This is a genomic window from Clostridium puniceum (assembly GCF_002006345.1).
In the GTDB taxonomy this organism is placed as follows: Bacteria; Bacillota; Clostridia; order Clostridiales; family Clostridiaceae; genus Clostridium; species Clostridium puniceum.
This window is the reverse complement of record NZ_LZZM01000105.1, coordinates 1-22,495: the sequence shown is the minus strand read 5'-3', so window position 1 is coordinate 22,495 and position 22,495 is coordinate 1. Positions and strand designations below refer to the sequence as shown.

The window sequence follows — 22,495 nt, the reverse complement described above, 5'->3', positions numbered from 1 at the left end:
TTATGATTAAAAATATTAGTAAAATATGTTCTTTTCTATTGTTGTTTATTCTTTCCATTCTAGCTTTAAACGAATTTAAGATAATGAATTATTCACTTGATTTAAAAAATATATTTTATTTTTTAACCCTAATTTTAATAATGTTTTCTTCTGTGACAACCCTACTTACAAATAAATCTGGTTTCTTTAAATTTATAAGTGTAGTAATAATGTTGGCACTTGTGGTTGGTGGTATCATGTCAATACTTAAACCTGGCTTAAATATATCTTTATATGTTTGCATTGTACTTACAGTTGTGTATTCTTTGGTTGATATGTTTTATAAGGTAATATAAATTTTCAACCATATTGTGTTTAGATTAATAATTTTAGCAAACAGAAAAGATAAGAAGATATATTTATTAAATATATCTTCTTATCTTTTATTTTTTTATATTTTACTTTATTTGTATACATTAAATATTCCAGAATTGTCAGGTACGTTTTCGAGATATTTAATTTTTCCATCCTCATCTAATTCAGCAATATCCTTACCAAGTTGTGTATATACAGTTCCGTCTTTTCGTTTACCACAGACTGCCCATCTAGTTTCATATCTTTTTGTCTCTTGGATAAACTTCCAGCCTTCATGCATATGCTTAATATCTATATTATTTGTAAAAATTAAATCCAAAAAATTTTCCCATTGCTCGATCCCATTCTTCTCACGACCATTTAAAACAAAGGACATATTCTCTGAAAAAATGTTAATTAACTCCAACCTTGCTTTTTTACTTATTCTTGATTCATCAAATAATGTAAAATATCTTTCTAAAGACTCCATGCTAGCTATCCTTTCACAAAATATTTATTTTTTTATTCTACCTATAATACTTTGTTATATACATTCATCTCAGTTGGCTTTTCCATAAAAACAGACATAGTTGGTACTATCCTTTGGAAATGTTCTGATTGTGAATGCAACGTCAATGTTTCTTTATTCTCCCAAGTTTCTATCATTGTAAGTATAGTATTATCTTTTACATCCTGATACATTTCATAACTTATGCATCCCTCTTCCTTAACTGTTGCTTCAACTAATTCCTTTGAGAGTTTCAAAACTTCTTCAATCTTATCTTTTTTCACAAAATTTTTAGCTATTATTTTTATCATACTATTTCCACCCTTCATAATGAACTTTTTCTTTATTAAATCTATCAATAACATCACTATTTTGCTGATCAGGATATCCTATTGGTACTACTGAAAATGGTAGTATATTTTCTGGTAAATCAAAAAGCTTTCTTACAAATTCCATAGTATCGTCTGAAGTAGCAGTTCCTAACCATACTCCTCCAAGTTCTAATTCTACAGCTTCAAGTAAAAGATTTTGTGTTGCTGCACCCATATCTTGCTGCCATGCTGAAGGGACTTTTAAATTATTCTTATTTGCTGCAAGTATAAAAGTAACGGGAGAGTCTGCTACCATTTTTGAATAAGGGCTCATTTCAGATAATTTCTTAAGAGTTTCTTTATTTTCAATAACAATAACTTCCCAAGGTTGTTGATTAACTGCTGATGGTGCTTGCATAATTGCTCTTAATAACTTCTCTATCTTTTCTTTTTCTACTGCTCTATCTTCATACTTTCTTACACTTTTTCTTTTAAAAATTGCTTCCATTTTTATTCCTCCATTTAATTAAAATATAATATAAGTTCTAATTAAGAAAGTTCATAATTTAGTTGGTTGTTTTATCCAATCACTCTAATATAGAAATTAAATCTTAATGAACAAAATTTTTTAGAACATATAAATATAAATTTCTTTTTTAGTTTTATTAGTATGTTAATTTAGTTGTACATACAAATGACATTCTAAAAATAAGCTAAATTAAAATTTATTTTAATTTAGCACAGGTATCATTGAGTGTCTTAGTTAAATCTTTACATCCTTCTTCGCCAAGATAATTTATATATATAGCATGAAGATTACTCCAAGCTTTATTTATATCTTTTTGGATTGCTTTCCCTTTTTCTGTTGAATAAATAAAAGAGTTCTTTCCTTCTATTCGCCTCTCTAAATGGCCACTATTCTCAAGCTTATCTATAAATCTTGTAATAGTTGAAGGAGCTACATCAAGTACTTCCCCTATTTCTTTCTGCGTAATTCCATTGCATTCATTAACAATACTAACAAGAAAGGCGTATGTTGGAGAAAGTCCTGTTATTCTAAATTCTTCATCAGCAACCTTTCCTACGATTCTTGACAACTTATTAATAGAATAGTATAAGCAATCGCCTAATAATTGATTTCTATCTAACATTTGCATTTTCCTTTCAATAATATATTTCTTAATACTTACATATTCAACTTATTATATAAGTTATATTATAGATCACAAGCTAAATATATTATTAATTTTTCAATTGTTGTTTGTACATACAACTATAGTTCAAAATTCTCTTTATGTCAATAAAAATCTTCAATATAATTTCCAATAATTTTTATAGATAAAAAATTATTAAACTATGGTGTATTACGTAACATCATATGCTGATATTGAAATGACAATTTAATAATTTTGTAATATACATTGTACTTTCAATTCTTTAATGCACTTTAACTACCGATACTCATTTTATATAGATTATTTTTTATAAAATATAAGAGTTAAGAAAATTAATCTTAACTCTTTTTAATGGTTTGTTAAAACTTGTATTTGCTCTATTATTGCTTTAAATAAGCATTTATAAACATATCTATTTCTCCATCCATTACTGAGGTAACATTTGATGTTTCAGAATTTGTTCTATGATCTTTAACCAAACTGTATGGATGGAATACATATGATCTTATTTGGCTTCCCCAGCCCATATCTTTTAACTCCCCAGTTAAGTCTTCAATTTTTTCCTTATGAGCTCTTTCTTTTAGTTCAACCAATTTAGATTTAAGCATTTCCATAGCTGTATCCCTATTAGAAATTTGGCTTCTTTCATTTTGGCATTGAACAACTATCCCTGTAGGAAGATGTGTTATTCTTACTGCTGAATCAGTTGTATTAACATGCTGTCCCCCAGCGCCAGATGATCTATAAGTATCTATTTTAAGATCATCTGGTTTTATGTTAATATCCTGCTCCTTTGTAAGCTCTGGAAGAACTTCCATAGATGCAAAAGAAGTTTGTCTTTTACCATTTGCATTATATGGTGAAATTCTAACTAATCTATGAATTCCCTTTTCAGCTTTTAAATATCCATATGCATATTCTCCAGTAACCTTTAAAGTTACACTTTTGATTCCAGCTTCCTCCCCTGGAATTAAGTCTAGTGTTTCAACATTATAGCCTTGTTTTTCACACCATCTTGTATACATTCTTAAAAGCATTTGAGTCCAATCATTAGCATCAGTACCTCCAACGCCAACATGTAAAGTTAGAATTACATTATTTTTATCATATTCTCCACTTAAAAGCACCTTCATGTTGTAATCATCAATTTGAACTTCTATCTTCCTAATAGTTTCAATTATTTCATTAGCAGATTCTTCATCGTCCTCTTCCATAATTTCTTTCAATACTTCAACGTCTTCAAGTTGAGATTTTAGCTTATCAAAATTCTCCATTTTGTCTTTTACAGCCTTGCTCTTTTTAGTAACTTCTTCTGCCCTTTTAATATCATCCCAAAAACCTGGTTCCTGCATTTGACCTTCTAATTCATGAAGTTCTCTTTCTAAGCCTCCACGGTCAAAGTGAAGCCCCCATTTCATCTATAGATTTTTTTATACTAGGAAGCTTTACTAATTCTTTTTCAAGCTCAATAATCATCTATTCCACCCCTTTTAATCATTTAATAGTTAAGAGTTTAGAATTAAGAGTTAATTCTAATATACCTCTCAATATTAAACTCTATATTATATTTTATAATAAATTTCATTTCTTACATTTGTTTTTATTTCCATTTTAATAATTTTCTAATAGATTAATTTCATTTAATAGAAATTCCGTAGAAATCTAATCAAAATTGTTTCTTAGTTTATAATAACAATTTTTTCAACTCCTACGGAATCTATTATATCATATCTATTCTTAAAAAATCCAATCTAAAAACTTCTTAGAATTGTTACCTTAACTCTTAATTTCTTAAAGGGTATATATAACTAAGTTAAGCTTCTCTTCCACAACAGTTTTTAAATTTCTTTCCACTACCACATGGACATAAATCATTTCTTCCATGCTTATCAAGATTTCTAAGTGGTCCTACTGGTGCAGGTTCTGCACTTGGTCCACCTGCTCCATGTGGTGCATCAGCATGAACTGCTTCAGTTTCTTGTGCAACTCTTACTCTTTCTGGAGCTCTTTCTATCTTAACATGGAATAATAGTTTAACTGTTTCTTCCTTTATTGCTTGAATCATTTCATTAAACATTTCGCTACCTTCCATTTGGTATGCTTGAACTGGGTCGATTTGTTTAAATGATTGAAGTCCAATACCTTGCTTTAAGTGATCCATATTATCTATATGGTTCATCCATTTAGTATCAACAGCTCTTAAAACAACAACTCTTTCAATTTCTCTTAATCTTTCTGGTGTAAATTCTTCTTCCTTTTGTTCGTAGAATTTACATGCAGTTTCATAAAGACTTTCAATTATTTCTTCATTTGCAAGATTTTCAAGACTAGGTAAGTTAACTGAATTTGGTGGTATACATATTTCTTGAAGTGCCACCATTAAGTGCAAAAATTCTTCTCTATAATTTTCACTTTCACCTGTAATATGAGTATTAACCGCTTGTGCTATAATGTCTTTAGTCATCGATAATACTTCTTCTTTTACATCTTCACCTTCAAGAACTTCTGCTCTTTGCTTATAGATAACTCCTCTTTGTATATTCATTACGTCATCATAACCTAATAATTGTTTTCTTATATCAAAGTTATTACCTTCAACCTTCTTTTGAGCATTTTCTATAGCTTTTGAAACCATTTTACTTTCAATTGCTTCTTCTTCTTGAAGTCCTAATTTTTCAACAACACCTTGAATCTTTTCTGATCCAAATATTCTCATTAAATCATCTTCTAATGAAATAAAGAATGTTGATTCACCTGGGTCTCCTTGTCTACCAGAACGTCCTCTTAATTGGTTATCTATTCTTCTTGATTCATGTCTTTCAGTACCTATTATCTTAAGACCACCAACTTCAACTACACCTTCGCCAAGCTTAATATCAGTACCACGTCCAGCCATATTAGTAGCTATAGTAACCGTACCAAATTCTCCAGCATGAGCTATTATTTCTGCTTCTTGTTCATGGAACTTAGCATTTAATACTTTATGTTGTATACCTTTTTTCTTAAGCATACTTGAAACAAGTTCTGATTTTTCAATACTAACTGTACCAACTAGAACTGGCTGACCTTTAGCATGAGCCTTTTCTACTTCCGTTGCAACAGCTTTAATTTTTCCAATTTCAGTACTGAATACTAAATCTGGATTATCTATTCTTGCAATTGGTCTATGTGTTGGAATAACAATAACGTCTAATCCATAAATTTCTCTAAATTCATTTTCTTCTGTTAATGCAGTACCAGTCATACCTGATAATTTTTTGTACATTCTGAAGTAATTTTGGAATGTAATAGTAGCTAAAGTCTTTGATTCTCTTGCAATCTTAACCCCTTCTTTTGCTTCTATTGCTTGGTGAAGACCATCTGAGTATCTTCTACCTTCCATAAGTCTTCCTGTAAATTCATCAACAATGATTACTTCTCCGTCTTTAACCATGTAATCTTTATCTTTTTTCATGGCAAAGTTTGCTTTTAAAGCTTGAGTTACATAATGTTGTAACTCTATATTATCAGCATCAGCATAATTATCTACTTTAAATGTTAATTCTGCTTTTTTAACACCTGCATCAGTTAACATTACTGCATTAGCTTTTTCATCTCTTGTAAAATCTTTTTCGGCAACTAATTTCTTCGCAAAGTAATCTGCAACCTTATAAAATTCAGTAGATTTTTCTCCTTGACCAGAAATTATAAGTGGAGTTCTTGCTTCATCTATTAAAATAGAATCGACTTCATCAACTACAGCAAAATTTAATGGTCTTTGAACCCTTTCTTCTTTGTAGATAACCATATTATCTCTTAAATAATCAAATCCAAATTCGTTATTGGTTCCATATGTAATATCTGAAGCATAGGATTCTCTTCTTTGATCATTGTTTAATTCATGTACAATAACTCCTGTGGTTAATCCTAAGAAAGAATACAATTCGCCCATTTCTTCCGCATCTCTCTTAGCAAGGTAATCATTAACTGTTACTATATGAACACCATTTCCGCTTAATGCATTTAAATATGCTGGTAGTGTTGCAGTTAAAGACTTTCCTTCACCTGTTTTCATTTCTGAAATTCTACCTTGGTGAAGTACCATACCACCCATAAGTTGTTCATCAAAATGTCTCTTTTCAAATACTCTTACTGATCCTTCTCTTACAACAGCAAATGCTTCTGGTAAAATATTGTCTAAAGTTTCTCCATTCGCTAATCTCTCTTTAAATTCTAAAGTCTTTGTTTTTAACTCTTCATCTGAAAGTTTTTTTATTGCTTCTTCTAAATCATTTATTTTTTGTATAGTAGGTTTAAGTCTTTTGACTTCTCTTTCACTATATGTTCCAAATACGGCTTTTAATAGTCCCATAATGTCATCCTTTCGAAATTCTATATTTCATATTTAATTTCTAATACATATTTAATTTATTTATAATTTACTTTATAAACCACGTATTTTCTAATTATAGCATTTTATCTGTCTTCTTTTCAAGAAATCTCACAATATTTGTATTAAATCCTATATAAATAATTGAATCTTAACAAATTATTAATAAAATTATAAGAATTATCTATATAATATTGGTTAGTTTTAAATTTTAATGTTCTTATAAATTTAAAACTATCTAAATATATGAATTATTTTATAGCATCTATAATTATCTTTCTCTTAGATTTTATTGCACTGTAGAATTTTTTTATTTTACAAGTTATATGTTTCAATAAATAAACTACACATGTTTAGTTACTGTATATTAAAATCATATTCAATGAACAAGTGTATTTAATTTATTTATTAGAACACATATAAAAATAACTGTTCAAGAGGTACTTAAATATACCTCTTGAACAGTTAAGTTTTAATGTATTATATTAATTCAGGTTCTAATAAACCATAATCTCCATCTTTTCTTTTATAAACTACATTTACTTTATTACTGTCAGCATCTTGGAATACGAAGAAGTTATGTCCTAGTAAATCCATTTGAAGAATTGCTTCTTCTGAATTCATTGGCTTAACGCCAAATTTCTTTACCCTAACCAATTTCCCGTCATCTTCTTCTATTGATTTAACCTCTATATCACTTAACTCTCCAAATCTTACTGATCCTCCATGTTTTCTTGACAATCTAGTTTTTTGTTTCCTAATTTGTCTTTCCAACTTGTCCTCTACTAAATCCAAAGACTTGTACATGTCTGAAGTTGATTCTTCACCTCTTAATATAACTCCATTAAATGGAATAGTAACTTCAATTATTTGTCTATTTTTTTGAACGCTTAACGTAGCTTTTGCTTCAACATTTTTTTCAAAATACTTTTCCAATTTACTTATCTTCTTTTGCACTATTTCCTTTAGTGCATCTGTTAATTCCATATTTTTTGCTATAACTGTGACTTTCATAAACTCCAGCCCCTCTCAATGAAAAAGTTTTGTTAAATTATATATATTGCAACTTTAACTCTTCAGCAAAATCAAATTATTATGTTTATTAGCATGTAAGATATTTTCGCAACATATATATTTGGATTAATATTATTCTATCACTTTTTTATAAACTTAACAAGATAATTTACTGATAATTCTGATAATTAATTTGACGAAAAAAAATCTAATCCTAATAAATAGGATTAGATTTGTCATTTATTCCAATAATATATATATCTACAGAGTAAAGCTAGCTGACCTGGTCTTTGACCCCACACTCGCCTGCTGGAGCTTTTGCTACTAAAAATTAATCCCTCACTACTAACCCTCTCAGTTCTATCGACTGGCAGGACTTACTTCTATACCGCACCATGCTCCTTAGACATTTTGTCTAAATTACGTGGATCGTTTTGCCTGCGACTAGCTTCGACTTTCAACCACAAACCTAGCTTTACATTAATATTATATATGACTTTTCGCTAAGGTCAAGAGTTTTATATCATTAAAATTAAATTTTTTTAATAATTTATATGCTTCTTTAAGTGTTGCACCTGTTGTTGTCACATCATCTATTAATATAATTTTGGGATTTTTTATTTTTAGTCCTTTTTTTATTTCAAACGCATCTTTTATATTTTCAAATCTTTCATCTTTTTTTAATTTCTTTTGTTCCTTAGTTTCTTTTGTTTTAATTAATACTTCAAAAACCTCAATTGATAAATCTCTAGATATCTTTTCTGCTATATATTTGCACTGGTTAAAACCTCTAATTTTCTCAGATTTTTTTGATAAAGGTATGTAGGTTATTATATATTCCTTATAATTAAAATTTTTAATTATATATTCTTCTAAAATTTCTGCGAGAATATCTCCTGCCGTAAAATTATCTTTATATTTAAATTTCAGTATTAACTCTTTTAATACTCCACCATAATATCCATAACTTATTATTTCCTCTTGATATGCCTCCCCTATAAGCCTAATATTCTTCTTGCAGGTATTACATATACCAAAGCAATCTTCTTCTTTACATATAATGCAATAATTTTCTCTTGGATATATTACTTCAATTAATGCTTCCCATAATTTTATTATACTTCTCTTAAACGCTTTTCCCATACTCTTTTATTGAATTCTCTTGCCATATTCTTTGCTTTATCCATTTCTTCTGATATATCATTAGCTACCAAAAGTACTTCTGGTAATTCTGCTTTTATATTTCTTATTTGACCACAAGTATATAAAATCTTTTTATAGCCATAGCTTTCATTATCAGAAAACATTACTACAATATCATCAATATAGCAACATTCAAGTAACTCCTCTACTTTATTAGTCACTATAAATATTGCCTTATTTTTATGTTTTGATACCCCTTCACATTTTTTTATTTGATTACTTTTAGATATTTTGATTATTTTAACTGCTGAAAGCTTTAACTTATTAGCAAAATAATCATAAACCATATCAACCTTTTCTTCAGTCGGTACATAAATACCTACTTTATGATTATTTTCTTTAAACCATTTTAGATAATCATAAAGAGTATATGGAATATCAACATTCAAATCTATTCTAGTTGTTAATATCCTAGGCTCTACAAAAGGTTTTTTATAATTGTATGCTGCAAGCTCAAACTTTGCGCCTACTAAAGCTAGTTTTTCTATACTATACGCTAAAACTCTTCTCCCCAAATTCCCACAAAGCTCTAACTTGTCTCTTACATTTATACTGCTTAAGTTTGAAAAATAAGTTATATCGTCGAAAATGACCAAATCATATTTTCCTTCGATTTTATCTATATTATCATAATGTATAAATGCTAAATCAGTATCTGAAGAGCCTCTTTTTATGTATGAGTGTGTTATGGTTAAATTTAAATCTCTTATTTTATTAATTAATTGTTTATTTTGCTCATTTTTTCCCCAAACATATAATGCTTTTTCATTGTTTTGAGCAATCTTACCAATTATATCCGAAAAAATACAAGCTGTATTAAAAGGAACTGTGATTATTGTCAAAAACTTTATATTTTTTTTATACCAATAATCAATCTTATCATAGGCATATTTTAAATCTTCTTCTGTTATTTTACATATATCCTCCATGATTTCTCTCCTTTCTTTTAATATGAAACTCGACTCCTTTCAGTCGCTGAGTAAGTGATTCACACAAAATCATAGATTTTGGTTCTCTACTTATGAAACTCGACTCCTTTCAGTCGCTGAGTAAGTGATTCACACAAAATCATAGATTTTGGTTCTCTACTAAGGGAATTAATTTGTATACACAAATTAATTAAGTTCGAGGAACCAAATCATAGATTTGAACTTTCACTTATCACTTATCTACTTAAATTCATCTTTAGTTATTATATCTTTAATTCTATGCTTTAAAGCGGAATATCTTTCTATACTATTAGTGTTATTTATCATATACATTAATGCTTTTTGAAAGCCAACCACTACCACAAGCTGTTTTGCCCTCGTAATTCCTGTATAGAGCAGATTACGATTCATCAGAAAAGGTGAACCCATAAATACAGGAATAATTACAACTTTAAATTCACTTCCTTGGCTCTTATGAATTGTAGTTGCATAAGCTAATTCTAATTCATCTAAAGTATTAAAATCATAAATGACCTTTCTTTCATCCTCAAATATAATGGTTAAAACTTTAGATTCTTCATCAATACTTTCAATAAAACCTAAATCCCCATTAAAAACTCCAACGCCTTCATTGTCGTCCACAACCCCATTAACTCTAATCCATTTTAAGCTATAATTATTTTTGGTTTGCATGACTTTATCTCCTTCCCTAAAAACCACATCTCGAGAAGTTCTTTCTTTTTTATCCTTTTCTGGCGGATTAAATACTTCTTGAAGTCTAATATTTAAATTATTAACTCCAAGGGTTCCTTTTCTCATAGGAGTTAAAACTTGAATATCTTTTAATTTATCCCAAGATCCATTGAATTTAGGAAGCCTTCTATTCATTAAGTCTATTATTGTATTTAAAATTTTATCTTGATCATTTTCATTAATGAAAAAGAAATCTTTATCTTTTTGATTTAATAAAGGCATTTCCCCCTCATTAATTCTATGGGCATTTACAACAATTAAACTTTCTTTTCCCTGTCTAAATATTTCTTTTAACCTTACTACCTTTATATATTCGCTTTCTATAAGGTCTTTTAATACATTTCCTGGTCCAACAGAAGGCAGCTGATCAACATCTCCAACAATTATTAATCTTGTTCCAAGCTTAATTGCTTTAAGGAGGTTTTGCATTAACATTATATCAATCATAGATGCTTCATCAATTATTATTACATCACAATCTAATGGTGATGCTTCTCCCTTTTCAAAGACTGATTCATCATCGTCTGAAATTCCCATTTCTAAAAGTCTGTGTATTGTTTTTGCTTCTCTTCCAGTAGATTCAGTCATTCTTTTAGCTGCTCTTCCAGTAGGTGCTCCAAGTATTACCTTCATACCATTATTTTCGTAAATATGAATTATAGCCCTTATAATTGTGGTCTTCCCAGTTCCTGGACCACCTGTAATTATTTCTATCCCATTATTAAAAGCACCAATAATTGCTTCTCTTTGAGATGGAGCAAATTCTATCTTGTGCTCCTTTTCAAAAACGTCCACTTCAAAATCAACCTCTGAATTTATAGTTGGTATGTCTTGCAGACCTAAAGTTATTATCTTACTAGTCACTCCAAGCTCACAATAATAATATTGAAGCAAAAATCCAACTTCAACTTCATCAATTTTTTCAATAATTATTTTCTGTTGTGCTGCCATATCATATATATTTTTTTCAATTAATTCTTTGGAAATCAATAATATCTTCTCACATTCTTCTATTATATTATCCTTAATCATAAATGTGTTTCCAGAAGAACAAAACTGGTTCATTATATATTTAACTGCACTTTGAATTCTAAATTCTGAATTACTTTCAACCCCAATACTCATAGCAATTCTATCTGCTGTCTTAAAACCAATACCTGTGATTTCTTCACATAATATGTATGGATTATTAGATACTATCTGCTTTGCATTTGGTCCAAACTTCTTGTAAATTTTAAGACATTGATTGTTAGTAACTCCATGCTTATTAAAATATAAAATTATATCCTTAAGTCCTTGTTGTTCTATATAAGATTCATATATAATTTGAAACTTTTTTTCTCCTATACCTTCTATCTCCATTAGTCTTTCAATGTGATTTTCTAATATATCTAAAGTTTCTTCACCAAATTGTTCTATTATTTTTTTAGCTGTAACAGGTCCAATTCCATGTATTACTCCTGCACTTAAATATTTTTCTATTCCATCTAATGAATTTGGAAGAAGCTCTTCATAATCCTGAATATTAAATTGATTCCCAAACTGCTTATGTACCGTCCAATAGCCTGTTAATTTTACATTTTGGCCTTCCTTAATGAAAGGAACTGTTCCAACAGCACTAAACAAATTTTTATCACTTCTGATTCTACAAACTACGTAACCAGTATCTTCACTTTTAAAAACAATATTCTCAACAAAACCATTTAGGACTTCCATTAGAATCTCTCCAAATCTTTTAATAATATTTAGTTCAAATTTATAAGGATAACACAAATTCACTTTTATTTTCAATTATACCATAATACATTATACTATAATTAAACAGTTCTCTTGGAAATTTATTTTTTTGATGGCTTTTTTAAAAAAACGTGAAATGTCCTTCTAAAATATTACAACTGAAATTAGAACTAAATTACTAATAAATAGAGCTATGAAGGTTGAAGGAAAATTTAGAGATTTTTCAACCTAAACAAAAACGGAGCATCGCTCTTGATTAAAATCAAATCATTTTGCAACACTCCCTTTTATGTTCTTCAAATTATTTAGTAAGTAACATAATTTTATTGGCACACTTTATTTGGATTAAGTATATTCTTAGAATCAAATGCAAGCTTTATGCCCTTCATTATACCAAGCACTTCTTCTGATAATGAATTAATTAAATATGGCTTTTTAGCAAAACCTATTCCATGTTCTCCTGAAACTTGTCCATTTAATGCCTTAGATTTGTCGTACATACATTCCATAACATCATTTAATTTTTTATTCCATGTCTCTTTATCAAGCTGATCTCTTAAAATGTATATATGCAGATTTCCATCGCCAGCATGTCCAAAGCTCTTTATTCTTATTTCAAATTTATTTTCAAGTTCATGTATAAATTTAACAAATTCAGCAACTTTGTCTCTCGGAACAACTACATCAACCTCATCCATTTCCGTAGTTGATGATTTTATAGCTTCAAGAAAAGCCTTTCTAGCACTCCATATTGACTCCTGTCTCTCTTCAGTATCAGATATAAATACATCAAGCGCACCTTCATTAAGGCATATGTCAGCCACGTTTTCATAATTTTTCTCTACTTCCTCCTTACTATTTCCATCAAAGGTAAGAAGAAGATAAGCATCTGATGAATTATCTGGGAACTTCTTTCCAAGAAACTCTTCAGCAGCTACTATAGCCGCCCTTTGCATAAATTCGATTGCAGTTGGAACAGATTTAGATTTTATTATCTTCGGAACAGTTTCTATTGCTGTTTCAAGATTTGGAAATGGAATCAACAAACTTATAGCTTTTTTAGGTAGTGGTAAAAGCCTTAATATTGCCTTTGTAACAATTGCAAGAGTCCCCTCTGAGCCAACAATCAAATCCTTCAAACTATAACCAGAACTGTTCTTTACTACTTTTCCGCCTACTTCAATTATTTCTCCATTTGGTAAAACTAGCTCCAACCCTCTTACAAAATCCCTAGTAACTCCATATTTAACTGCCCTCATTCCACCTGCATTTGTATTGATATTTCCAGCTATTGTAGCAGTCTTCTCACCTGGATCTGGCGGATAAAACAAATCATGCTCCTCAACAAAGGCAGCTATTTCCATAAGAAGTACTCCAGGCTCCACAGTAAGTGTAAGATTTTCCTCATCTAGCTCAAGTATTTTGTTCATTTTACATAAATCAATTATTATACCCCCATGAATTGGAACTGCTGCTCCAACAAGGCCAGTACCTGAACCTCTAGGTGTTACAGGAATGTTATTCTCATTAGCATATTTCATAATTGAAGAAACTTCTTCAGTGCTTGTAACCTGTACTACAATCTCAGGCATTTGTTTTACTGTTCCAAGCTCATCATGGCTATAATCTTCATTAATGTTTTCACCATGAAAAAACCTTTCTTCATCGCCTATCATAGATAATATATTTTGAATATCATTTATATCAACTTTTTTATAATTCATGGTTTATGCCTCCCTTGACAACTTTATTTGTTCTATAAGCTGCGGTATAATTTCATATATGTCACCAACAACTCCATAGTGAGCTACTTTAAATATAGGCGCTTTTTCGTCTATATTAATAGCAAATATATAGTCTGAATTATTCATACCTGCTGTAAACTGAACTGCACCAGATATTCCACAAGCTATTATAAGCTTTGGTCTTACAGTTCTTCCACTTAAGCCTACCTGTCTTTTTGCATCTGCCCAGCCTGATTCAATTAGAGGTCTTGTAACTGCAACTTCACCATTAAGCAGTTCTGCCAGTTCCTTTATCATAGATAAATCCTTCTCAGATTTCAATGCTCTTCCTACTGCTACAATTACCTCTGCATCTGAAATACCTGTTTCCTTTTCTTTTGGAATGACATTAAGTACATTAATATTTGAAGCAAGTTTATCTTTACTTATTTCACAAATAGATATCTTGCCTGATGCTTCAGCATTTCTCTTTGGTGCAGACATAACTTTATATCTTACTGTTGCTAGCTGTGGCCTGTTATTTGGGGTAACAATCTGTGCCATAATATTGCCGCCAAATGCTGGTCTTATTTGAACCAAATCAGTATTTTCCTTTATATCAAGTATTGTACAGTCTGCAGTAAGCCCAGTCCTAAACCTTGCAGCAACTCTTGGTGCAAGAGATCTACCTATAGTAGTAGCACCTACAAGTATTGCTGTTGGCTTAACTTTGTTTATAAAATCTTCAAAAACTGCAGTATATGGTTCTATTCTAAAATCCTTTAATTCTGCATCATCGTATATAAATACTTCATTTACTCCATAATGAAGAAGTTCTTCTCCTTTATCTTTTATATTTTCTCCCATAAATATACAATACACTGGATGATTTATTTTGGAAGCAAGCTCCTTTGCCTTTCCAATAAGCTCAAGTGTAACCGGGTGAATTTCACCTTCTACATGATCTACATATACAGCTATACCATTCCATAAACTCTTATCTATTTCTATTATTTCTTCCTCAATAAATTCTACTGCCCCAACAGGTCCTTTTTTAACGCAAAGCTTACACATTTTGCAACCTGAATTTATTTCAACCTTTCCACCATTATTTTCCATAGCACCAAAGGGACATATTTTAATTAATTCATCAATACTTGGTATTTTATCTTGATTTACTACAAGCTTACCCATAACAATTCCTCCTTATATAAACTTTAGATTTTTTAGCTTGCCAGCTATTTTTTCAGTTAATTCAGATGGACTTCCATTCCACATTTCCCTATCTGTATTCACTTCTGGCGGGAATATTCTTTCAACTTGAGTTGGTGACCCATTAAGACCATATCTTTTTTCATTTTGATCTTCAAAATCTTTTAAACTTATTATTCCAATTTCTTTATCCTTTATCTTAAGTTTCCTTCTATAAGATGGAAGCCTTGGCTGAAAAATATCCTTTTCTACAGTTATTAAACATGGAAATTTAATTTCTACAATTTCAATCGTGTTAGGCATATCCATTTCTACTACTATGGATTTATCTTTAACTTCAACTATTTTTCTTACATTTGCTACGTGCGGCATTCCCAAATATTCAGCCATTTCTGGTCCAACTTGAGCTGTATCACCATCTGTTGTCTGCTTTCCACAAATTATGAGATCCGTATTCCCCATTCTTCGCACTCCTTGAGAAATTGTATATGAAGTTGCTAAAACATCTGCACCTGCAAATTTTCTATCTGATAAAAGCATTCCATCCTGAGCACCCATTGTGAAGGCTTCCTTGATAACCTCCTTAGCTTGTGGAGGTCCCATACTTATAACCTTTATGATTCCTTTAACCTGCTCATTAATTTTCAAAGCAGTTTCAATGGCATATAAATCATAAGGATTCATTTTTGAATCTACTCCATCTCTTTTCAATACTCCTGTTACAGGATCAACTTCAACTTTAGTTGCTCCTGGTACCTGTTTAATACATATCAATATATCCATATAATTTTCCTCCTAAATTTATATTAAATATTTAATTAATTATTTAACTACTACAGAAACTCCATCTGGTATGACTACAACCTTTGCAGCTTCACCCTTTAACTTATATGCTCTCTTTAAAGCTTCTTCAAGAGTATATGCACATTCCATATGCATGTTTTTAATGATTTCAGTATCACACATATCTGTTACCATAATCACTTTATTTTTGCTTAATATTCTTGCTAAAATTTGAAATTCCCATTGGTCTGGTTTGGTTTTATCCTTGGAAACTTGAAGTACTTTATTCAATACCTCTATTGGATTTCTAGCCTCTACCATGTTTCTATAGAAGGATTCTCCTCCATGTCCATCATTGCAGGCTGATACCATTATTATTACAGAACCCTCTTTACAGCAGGCTTCAGCAGCTGTCATTCCTTTAACTGATTGATAAATGTTCTGATCAAGAGGATATCCTCCATTAGAGCTAATAACTATATCCCCCTTAACACTACTAATACTTGAAAGTTCTGAAACAAATTTACATCCTTCTTCATGTGCAAATTTACTATGTCCACTAACAGCATGTATAATTTTTTTATCCTTATCTATAACCACATTCAATATAAATGCCAAACCAGCTTTTTCAGCTGCAAAGAGCATATCTTCATGTATAGGATTATTGCCAAGTATTCCTGTTCTTGCATGACCATTTCCTATAAATTCTGAATTATGATTCCACATTATAGTGCCAGCACTTGCAATTCCAGGAAGAATGCTTTTTCTTCCTCCAGAAAAACCTGCAAAAAAATGTGGTTCTATAAAACCTTCAGATATTAAAAGCTCTGCTTCAACCGCCAGCTTATTTATCCATAACTCCCCGCCAGATGGAAGAATTCCTACAAAAGCTTGCTCTTCTTTCTTTTCAGAATAATGATTTATTAACTGTTCATTATTGACAATTTCTTCTCCAAATTTATCAATCATTTCTTCTCTAGTTGTAGGTCTGTGAAAACCTGTTGCAATAAGAATTTTTATATCTATATCTGGATTTACATTTCTAATTCTTCTAAGTAGTATTGGCAAAGTTATTTTACTTGGAACAGGCCTTGTATGATCACTAGTTATAATAACCATATTGTTTTTACCTTTTACTAGTTCCTCTAAGCCCTTGCTTTCAATAGGATTGTCCAGTGCTTTTTCAACAATTTCTTCTTGTGTAAGTCCAAGATTGTAATTATGCGCCTTAGATTCAAGCACAGCTTCAAGATTTTTATCAGAAATATTTGCTTCCAAAAAACTTTTATTATAAGGTATTTTTATCATCGTCATGTTATTTCCCCCTTTAATATTTAAGCTATATTATATAAAATCCAACATAAACTATAGCTCCTAAAACTATTAAATTCATGTTATTGGTATATACTGATAAGTTATAATTAACAATTTGTCCTATTATAAAAAGGCAATCAGGGCTGCAACTTGAATAATGTTAGTAATAGCGAATATAGCATGTATTTTCCAAACTGAAATTGCAAGTAAAATTGCACCAATAAGGTGTCAGATACTGATTTATACCTAGAACTTTCAATGCTCCTTTGGAAATCATAAGTTTTACAATATGTATCACTGTAACAACGAATAGTAAATACGTATTTATTCTTTCTATCTATTTATACTTTGGTAAGGTGGTCTGACCAATCTTTGTTAAAATAATACTATCATAATTATTGGAAAATTACTACATTAGTTATTATATTAACAAATTAAAATATAATAATTAATATATTTAAATTTTATATGTATTAATTATGTATTTCATTTAAAATATAGTTGATATTTTAAATGAAAAAAAAATTAAAAAAATATTCTTGTTAATCCATTAACAATATATTGTATAAATTAATATAAATTACATCTTAAACATTTATGTATGGAAATAATATTTTCAGTTCTACTTTTATTAACGTTTCAGAACATAAATAATATATAGTGTTAAAAATATTTACAGACCTGCAAATAATAAAAAACTGCTTCAAAATAAATTTTAGCACAATAGATTGAGTTTTTAATATCGAAAATCAATCTATTATGCTATTTCTTATTTTGAGACAGATTCTTTTATATTGAGTATATTCAAAAATTCAACGATTGACATGCTTTATTCACAAATATAATCCTCTATAAATTTTAAATGTTCCATCATTGCTTTCTGAGATGATTCAACATCCCTATTTTTCATTGCATTATATAGCATCTCATGCTGTTCATTTAGTTTTGCTCTATTATCCTCAAAAGCTAATATCTTTTCCCTAGAATCCTTAATAAATTCATCCATCAATTGTGATGTTACCTCTAGTACATTTATAATAAGCAAGTTTTTTGATGCTTTTGCTATGGTAAAATGAAACTTCTTATCAAGAATTGAACTCTTCTTCTCATCATTACATGCTTTGAGTTCATATAGTAATTCCTCAAGAGTCTTAATATCTTCATCAGTAATTCTCTTTGCTGCAAGAGCTACAGCCTCACTTTCAAGCATTTTTCTAAATTCAAGAATTTCAAGATGCGTTCCATTTTCAAGCATAAACATAATAGACATCGGCTCGAAAAGGCTGTTCTCAAAATTTTCTTTTATATAATTTCCCGCCCCCTGCCTGCTTTCTATCAATCCAATTATATCAAGTGCTCTTAAAGCTTCACGTACAGATGCCCTACTAACTTGAAGCTGTTCTGCTAAATCTCTTTCAGTAGGAAGTTTATCCCCTTTTTTTAAGGTACCATCTAATATCATCTTTTTTATTTGCTCAATCGCCTGTTCATAAACCTTTGTATTTTTAATTGGTGTAAACATTCTAATTCCTATCCTCCAACTGTACTTTTGGTATTTATTTATCGCTTTCAAATATTTAAGTTCTCCTAAGCACTCTATCATGATTGATTATACACTATCTTACACGCAGTATTAAAATAATAATTAACAAATTTATATTCCATAAAAAAATTAATGTTTTAATTTTTTCTTTATTTTCATATTTGTTCTATAACTTATATATATTACTTAAATTATAACATATTCAATTAACTAGTATACTATGTTAATTATATTACTACTATCCTCAGTATTGTGACATCCATATTCTAATATTTATATAACATATTATTTCAGCAAATGTTTATGTAATGAATATTGGATAATGTGGCTTACCATTTTTTAAATGAATTCCAAAAATTCCTTTATCAATTATATTTTTATGCTCCAAATAATAATTATCTTACTTATTCATATAAGCTTTTACTTCATCTGATTTCGCGCCATGGTATTTTCCTTTAGTATTCCAATAATCAACAGCATCTTGATGTCTTGTAATTCCATCAAACTGTTGTTCAGTATAAGTTATCCTATTATGAACTTCTTCCTTGCTATCTAAAACATTTCCGAAGGCATCATGATAATATTCGTTTTTGACTCGCTGATTCTTGTTAGTAATATTGTACTATTTGTTCATCTACAGCATAATAATATCGATTAAATTTAGCTTCTGCTTCTAAACTTAAATCACCATCTAATTCTGCAATATCGGCTTAAGCTAAAATATTATCATTATAGAATCGAATTTATAATGTGTCTTGAATGCATTTTAAACTGTTGCTGATTTTATACTATCATTTTTGTCTAAATCTTAAATAGGCTATTACGCAACTAACAATTTAGTTGCGTAATAGCCCCTTTGACATTAAACTTATTTCTATCTATTAATAAACTACCTTGGTTTAATAATTAGCATTTCAAACTTAAGTGTAATATTTAATCAAAATCAATTACCGAAGGCTTTATAGAACTAATTAGTTCTTCTAAATTATTAGCCATAATTTTATATGCTCCTTTATCATGGTTTTCAATTTTAATTTTTCCAGTACTGTTTTCCATAACAATCAAATATCCTCGTTCTTCTTCTGCACCAATTGGTATATATGCTAACTCATTATTATGTGCTTGTTTATATCCTTCAACCTTTTTAATAAAACTAATAAGTTCATTCCCTGGTATTACCGGTTCAAGATTTATATTTTTCTTTTTTATACTTCCTTCTAAACTTAAAAACCAATATGAATTATAATATTCTTTAATATCTTCATTAAATTTTATTTCAAATAATTCTTCCAACTTTTCAAAATTATCCACTTCATTTTTTTCTATCGGTTTCCATCTACACCAGCCCTCTTCATCACATTCACCTATATAAATAGCGTCATCAGCTATTGATCTTTTCGGCCTCATTGGTAATCCTTGTTTTGTTTTGCTATATTCTTGTATCATTTCTTTAAAATATTTGTCTAAAGCTGTTTTTACACTCATTCTATTATAAGCTCCTTTTTATTTTATTCTTTTCCAGTTTTTTGTTCTTACTGTACTATTTTTTAACTTCTCTGCTTCATCAGCAAATAGTCCATCTACGGTATGATCCGTTAAAATACCGATCTCTTTCTCTACATTGTGTATTCCACCATATCCTGGATGTAAAGTATCTGGTATAGGCATTGCTTGACCTCCTCCACCTATATGATGATGTCTAATTACTTCATCTAAATTATCAGCATATTGTGGGAAATGTTCTATAAATTTTTCATCCACAATAGGGATACTTCCTTTTTTTATTAAGCTAGTATTTTTCTTACCGAAAATTTCTGGATGTTTAGACTGCAATTCCTTGAAGAAAAATTTAGAATCTCTCTTCCATCCTTGCGAATTACTATTCTTCTTGTTCTTGCCCACATATGGCATTTCTACAATATACTTTGGATCTGCTAAATATTTGGGATCCACTCCACCAAGATCAATTCCCCTATAATTTCTTATCTTTGATTCATAATCTACATTTCCGTTATTGAGACTTTCCCAATGTTCTCTATATCTTTTTCCATCCTCATGAGACATTTCTCCAAAAGCACTTGCCTTTGTTTCACAACTATATCCACTAGGATCATAATACCTAACAGCATTATTTCCACAATAAGCATAAAGATTTAATCCATCGCCTCTATAAATATCCTCCTGAGTAAACCTACCTATAACAGGATTATAGAATCTAGCCCTTAAATAATACTGTCCTGTAATTCCATCAAACTGTTGCCCAGTATAGGTTATCCTATTATGAACTTCTTCCTTGCTATCTAAAACATTTCCGAAGGCATCATGATAATATTCGTTTTTAACTCGCTGATTCGTGTCACTAATAAATATTGTACTACCTTGCTCATCCACAGTATAGTAATATCTATTTAAGTTAGCTTCTGAACCTTCACCAAATTCTGAAATATCAGCTGCAACAACCTCATACCCTCTAGCAAATCTAGAAATTACTTTAAAATCTTTGTCTGTTTCAACTAAAACATTCTCCTTATGGAAAATAAATTTAGTTAATTTTTCATTTTCTTCAATTTCAGCTCTTAAGCCTTCAGTATCATATCTACTTACTAAAGTGTTTCCGTCTTTAGTTATAGCCTTTACTTGTTGGTTAAGAGTATTATATTCAAAGATATTATTTCCAGTTGTTGTTTCTTCTTTTATTGTATTTCCTTGTTTATCATATGTAAAGTAATTAATTCCAGAATCTCTGTGTAACTCTTTTAATTGGTTCTTTACATTGTACATATACTTTTCAGTAATATCATTTGTAGTATTAGTTAACCTATTGCCTACTTTATCATAAGTAAAGCTTTCGCATCGATTATCATAGCTTGCTTCTTTTAACCTATTCATGGAGTCATAACTATAGAAATTCTTCTGCTTTGAGCTTACCTTTTGAAGTCTATTTCCATTTAAGTCATAAGCATAATCATAATCTACTAATACTTCACCTGTTGATGATATTGTAACTAAACTTTTAATATTTCCATCACCATCATAAGTATAATCCGTCTTCAGGCCATTTCCTACTGTTACTGATTTTATATTATCATTCTTATAATAATCATAAATTGCAATATTAATTTGATTATCATCTTGAATCAAATTAACTCTGTCAGTATCATCATAGCTATAAATACTGCTCTTTCCTGTTATGTCTTTTATACTTTTAATATTATTATTTTTGTCATAAGTATATGTTAAAAGTGCTCTTCCTGATGCACTCTTAGACTCAAGCATTCCTTCAATATTATAAGAGTACTCATATTGCATATTTCCTGTATATGCATTTTTCAAAGTCCCATCTGGGTTATATTTAAATCTTTGATCTATTACATTTAGCTTATTCTTATTGAAATTTTCTTCTTTTTCTATTTTTTGATTTTGTTGTTCTAATTCTTGCTTTTCTTGTAATTCTTTTTTCGGCAAATTGCAATAACAAATTGAACTAATTTCTATTTATGACTTAAACACTTGTATTTTCTTAAACTGCATAAATTTTATCTAAGTGTGCTTCAAATAACTCTTCAGGAGTCTTATAGTTAAGTATT

General features: G+C 29.6%; 18 protein-coding genes. 1 reads left to right on the top strand and 17 read right to left on the bottom strand.

Translation table 11 applies throughout. From position 1 onward, the window contains the following. The first annotated feature begins 2 nt into the window (after nucleotides 1–2). Nucleotides 3–335, top strand: coding sequence for a hypothetical protein (locus tag CLPUN_RS08245; RefSeq protein WP_077846823.1), 333 nt, complete (start codon nucleotides 3–5; stop codon nucleotides 333–335). 107 nt (nucleotides 336–442) lie between these two features. On the opposite strand, the gene CLPUN_RS08240 is transcribed toward CLPUN_RS08245, so the two are convergent. The 17 genes from CLPUN_RS08240 to CLPUN_RS28605 form a co-directional block, all read right to left on the bottom strand. Next, nucleotides 443–823 (bottom strand): polyketide cyclase, encoded by a 381-nt coding sequence (locus CLPUN_RS08240; protein ID WP_077846822.1) that lies wholly within the window; start codon nucleotides 821–823, stop codon nucleotides 443–445. A 41-nt stretch (nucleotides 824–864) separates the two neighbouring features. Beyond that, complete coding sequence (locus tag CLPUN_RS08235; RefSeq protein ID WP_077846821.1) at nucleotides 865–1,152, bottom strand: putative quinol monooxygenase; 288 nt, start codon at nucleotides 1,150–1,152, stop codon at nucleotides 865–867. 1 nt (nucleotide 1,153) lies between these two features. After that, complete coding sequence (locus CLPUN_RS08230; RefSeq protein WP_077846820.1) at nucleotides 1,154–1,660, bottom strand: nitroreductase family protein; 507 nt, start codon at nucleotides 1,658–1,660, stop codon at nucleotides 1,154–1,156. A 217-nt stretch (nucleotides 1,661–1,877) separates the two neighbouring features. Beyond that, nucleotides 1,878–2,303 carry a MarR family winged helix-turn-helix transcriptional regulator gene (locus CLPUN_RS08225; RefSeq protein WP_077846819.1) on the bottom strand — a complete coding sequence of 142 codons (426 nt, stop codon included), beginning with the start codon at nucleotides 2,301–2,303 and terminating at the stop codon, nucleotides 1,878–1,880. A 404-nt stretch (nucleotides 2,304–2,707) separates the two neighbouring features. Further along, nucleotides 2,708–3,803 (bottom strand): peptide chain release factor 2 gene (gene prfB / locus CLPUN_RS08220; protein ID WP_143329002.1). Its coding sequence is split into 2 segments (ribosomal slippage): nucleotides 2,708–3,724 and nucleotides 3,726–3,803, totalling 1,095 coding nucleotides; the frame shifts between segments, so codons are not numbered across the junction. Between the two features lie 337 nt (nucleotides 3,804–4,140). Beyond that, nucleotides 4,141–6,678 (bottom strand): preprotein translocase subunit SecA, encoded by a 2,538-nt coding sequence (gene secA, locus CLPUN_RS08215; protein WP_077846817.1) that lies wholly within the window; start codon nucleotides 6,676–6,678, stop codon nucleotides 4,141–4,143. 498 nt (nucleotides 6,679–7,176) lie between these two features. Beyond that, a complete protein-coding gene (hpf, locus tag CLPUN_RS08210; protein ID WP_077846816.1) occupies nucleotides 7,177–7,710 on the bottom strand; it encodes a ribosome hibernation-promoting factor, HPF/YfiA family in 534 nt (177 codons plus the stop codon). Between the two features lie 486 nt (nucleotides 7,711–8,196). Continuing rightward, nucleotides 8,197–8,853, bottom strand: a complete 657-nt coding sequence (locus CLPUN_RS08205) for a ComF family protein (protein ID WP_077846815.1) — start codon at nucleotides 8,851–8,853, stop codon at nucleotides 8,197–8,199. Further along, nucleotides 8,826–9,842, bottom strand: coding sequence for a hypothetical protein (locus CLPUN_RS08200; protein ID WP_077846814.1), 1,017 nt, complete (start codon nucleotides 9,840–9,842; stop codon nucleotides 8,826–8,828). The genes CLPUN_RS08205 and CLPUN_RS08200 overlap by 28 nt, the downstream gene beginning before the upstream one ends. A 240-nt stretch (nucleotides 9,843–10,082) precedes the next feature. Then, complete coding sequence (gene recD2 / locus CLPUN_RS08195) at nucleotides 10,083–12,311, bottom strand: SF1B family DNA helicase RecD2 (protein ID WP_077846813.1); 2,229 nt, start codon at nucleotides 12,309–12,311, stop codon at nucleotides 10,083–10,085. 344 nt (nucleotides 12,312–12,655) lie between these two features. Next, nucleotides 12,656–14,056: an FAD-binding oxidoreductase gene (locus CLPUN_RS08190; protein WP_077846812.1), complete on the bottom strand. Its 1,401-nt coding sequence runs from the start codon at nucleotides 14,054–14,056 to the stop codon at nucleotides 12,656–12,658. A gap of 3 nt (nucleotides 14,057–14,059) precedes the next feature. Then, complete coding sequence (locus tag CLPUN_RS08185) at nucleotides 14,060–15,250, bottom strand: electron transfer flavoprotein subunit alpha (protein WP_077846811.1); 1,191 nt, start codon at nucleotides 15,248–15,250, stop codon at nucleotides 14,060–14,062. Nucleotides 15,251–15,262: 12 nt separating this feature from the next. Next, nucleotides 15,263–16,051 (bottom strand): electron transfer flavoprotein subunit beta/FixA family protein, encoded by a 789-nt coding sequence (locus CLPUN_RS08180; RefSeq protein ID WP_077846810.1) that lies wholly within the window; start codon nucleotides 16,049–16,051, stop codon nucleotides 15,263–15,265. Between the two features lie 39 nt (nucleotides 16,052–16,090). Further along, complete coding sequence (larA, locus tag CLPUN_RS08175) at nucleotides 16,091–17,365, bottom strand: nickel-dependent lactate racemase (RefSeq protein ID WP_077846809.1); 1,275 nt, start codon at nucleotides 17,363–17,365, stop codon at nucleotides 16,091–16,093. An 829-nt stretch (nucleotides 17,366–18,194) separates the two neighbouring features. Further along, nucleotides 18,195–18,887, bottom strand: coding sequence for a FadR/GntR family transcriptional regulator (locus tag CLPUN_RS08170; protein ID WP_077846808.1), 693 nt, complete (start codon nucleotides 18,885–18,887; stop codon nucleotides 18,195–18,197). Between the two features lie 954 nt (nucleotides 18,888–19,841). After that, nucleotides 19,842–20,393 carry a SecY-interacting protein Syd gene (locus CLPUN_RS08160; protein WP_077846807.1) on the bottom strand — a complete coding sequence of 184 codons (552 nt, stop codon included), beginning with the start codon at nucleotides 20,391–20,393 and terminating at the stop codon, nucleotides 19,842–19,844. A gap of 18 nt (nucleotides 20,394–20,411) precedes the next feature. Further along, nucleotides 20,412–22,373 (bottom strand): RHS repeat-associated core domain-containing protein, encoded by a 1,962-nt coding sequence (locus tag CLPUN_RS28605; protein ID WP_242954079.1) that lies wholly within the window; start codon nucleotides 22,371–22,373, stop codon nucleotides 20,412–20,414. Nucleotides 22,374–22,495 lie beyond the last annotated feature (122 nt).

Bases quoted from the DNA above. Each gene is read 5' to 3' on its own strand.
- CLPUN_RS08245 (WP_077846823.1), top strand. From the start codon at position 3: ATGATTAAAAATATTAGTAAAATATGTTCTTTTCTATTGTTGTTTATT.
- CLPUN_RS08240 (WP_077846822.1), bottom strand. From the start codon at position 823: ATGGAGTCTTTAGAAAGATATTTTACATTATTTGATGAATCAAGAATA.
- CLPUN_RS08235 (WP_077846821.1), bottom strand. From the start codon at position 1,152: ATGATAAAAATAATAGCTAAAAATTTTGTGAAAAAAGATAAGATTGAA.
- CLPUN_RS08230 (WP_077846820.1), bottom strand. From the start codon at position 1,660: ATGGAAGCAATTTTTAAAAGAAAAAGTGTAAGAAAGTATGAAGATAGA.
- CLPUN_RS08225 (WP_077846819.1), bottom strand. From the start codon at position 2,303: ATGTTAGATAGAAATCAATTATTAGGCGATTGCTTATACTATTCTATT.
- secA (WP_077846817.1), bottom strand. From the start codon at position 6,678: ATGGGACTATTAAAAGCCGTATTTGGAACATATAGTGAAAGAGAAGTC.
- hpf (WP_077846816.1), bottom strand. From the start codon at position 7,710: ATGAAAGTCACAGTTATAGCAAAAAATATGGAATTAACAGATGCACTA.
- CLPUN_RS08205 (WP_077846815.1), bottom strand. From the start codon at position 8,853: ATGGGAAAAGCGTTTAAGAGAAGTATAATAAAATTATGGGAAGCATTA.
- CLPUN_RS08200 (WP_077846814.1), bottom strand. From the start codon at position 9,842: ATGGAGGATATATGTAAAATAACAGAAGAAGATTTAAAATATGCCTAT.
- recD2 (WP_077846813.1), bottom strand. From the start codon at position 12,311: ATGGAAGTCCTAAATGGTTTTGTTGAGAATATTGTTTTTAAAAGTGAA.
- CLPUN_RS08190 (WP_077846812.1), bottom strand. From the start codon at position 14,056: ATGAATTATAAAAAAGTTGATATAAATGATATTCAAAATATATTATCT.
- CLPUN_RS08185 (WP_077846811.1), bottom strand. From the start codon at position 15,250: ATGGGTAAGCTTGTAGTAAATCAAGATAAAATACCAAGTATTGATGAA.
- CLPUN_RS08180 (WP_077846810.1), bottom strand. From the start codon at position 16,051: ATGGATATATTGATATGTATTAAACAGGTACCAGGAGCAACTAAAGTT.
- larA (WP_077846809.1), bottom strand. From the start codon at position 17,365: ATGACGATGATAAAAATACCTTATAATAAAAGTTTTTTGGAAGCAAAT.
- CLPUN_RS08170 (WP_077846808.1), bottom strand. From the start codon at position 18,887: ATGTTTACACCAATTAAAAATACAAAGGTTTATGAACAGGCGATTGAG.
- CLPUN_RS08160 (WP_077846807.1), bottom strand. From the start codon at position 20,393: ATGAGTGTAAAAACAGCTTTAGACAAATATTTTAAAGAAATGATACAA.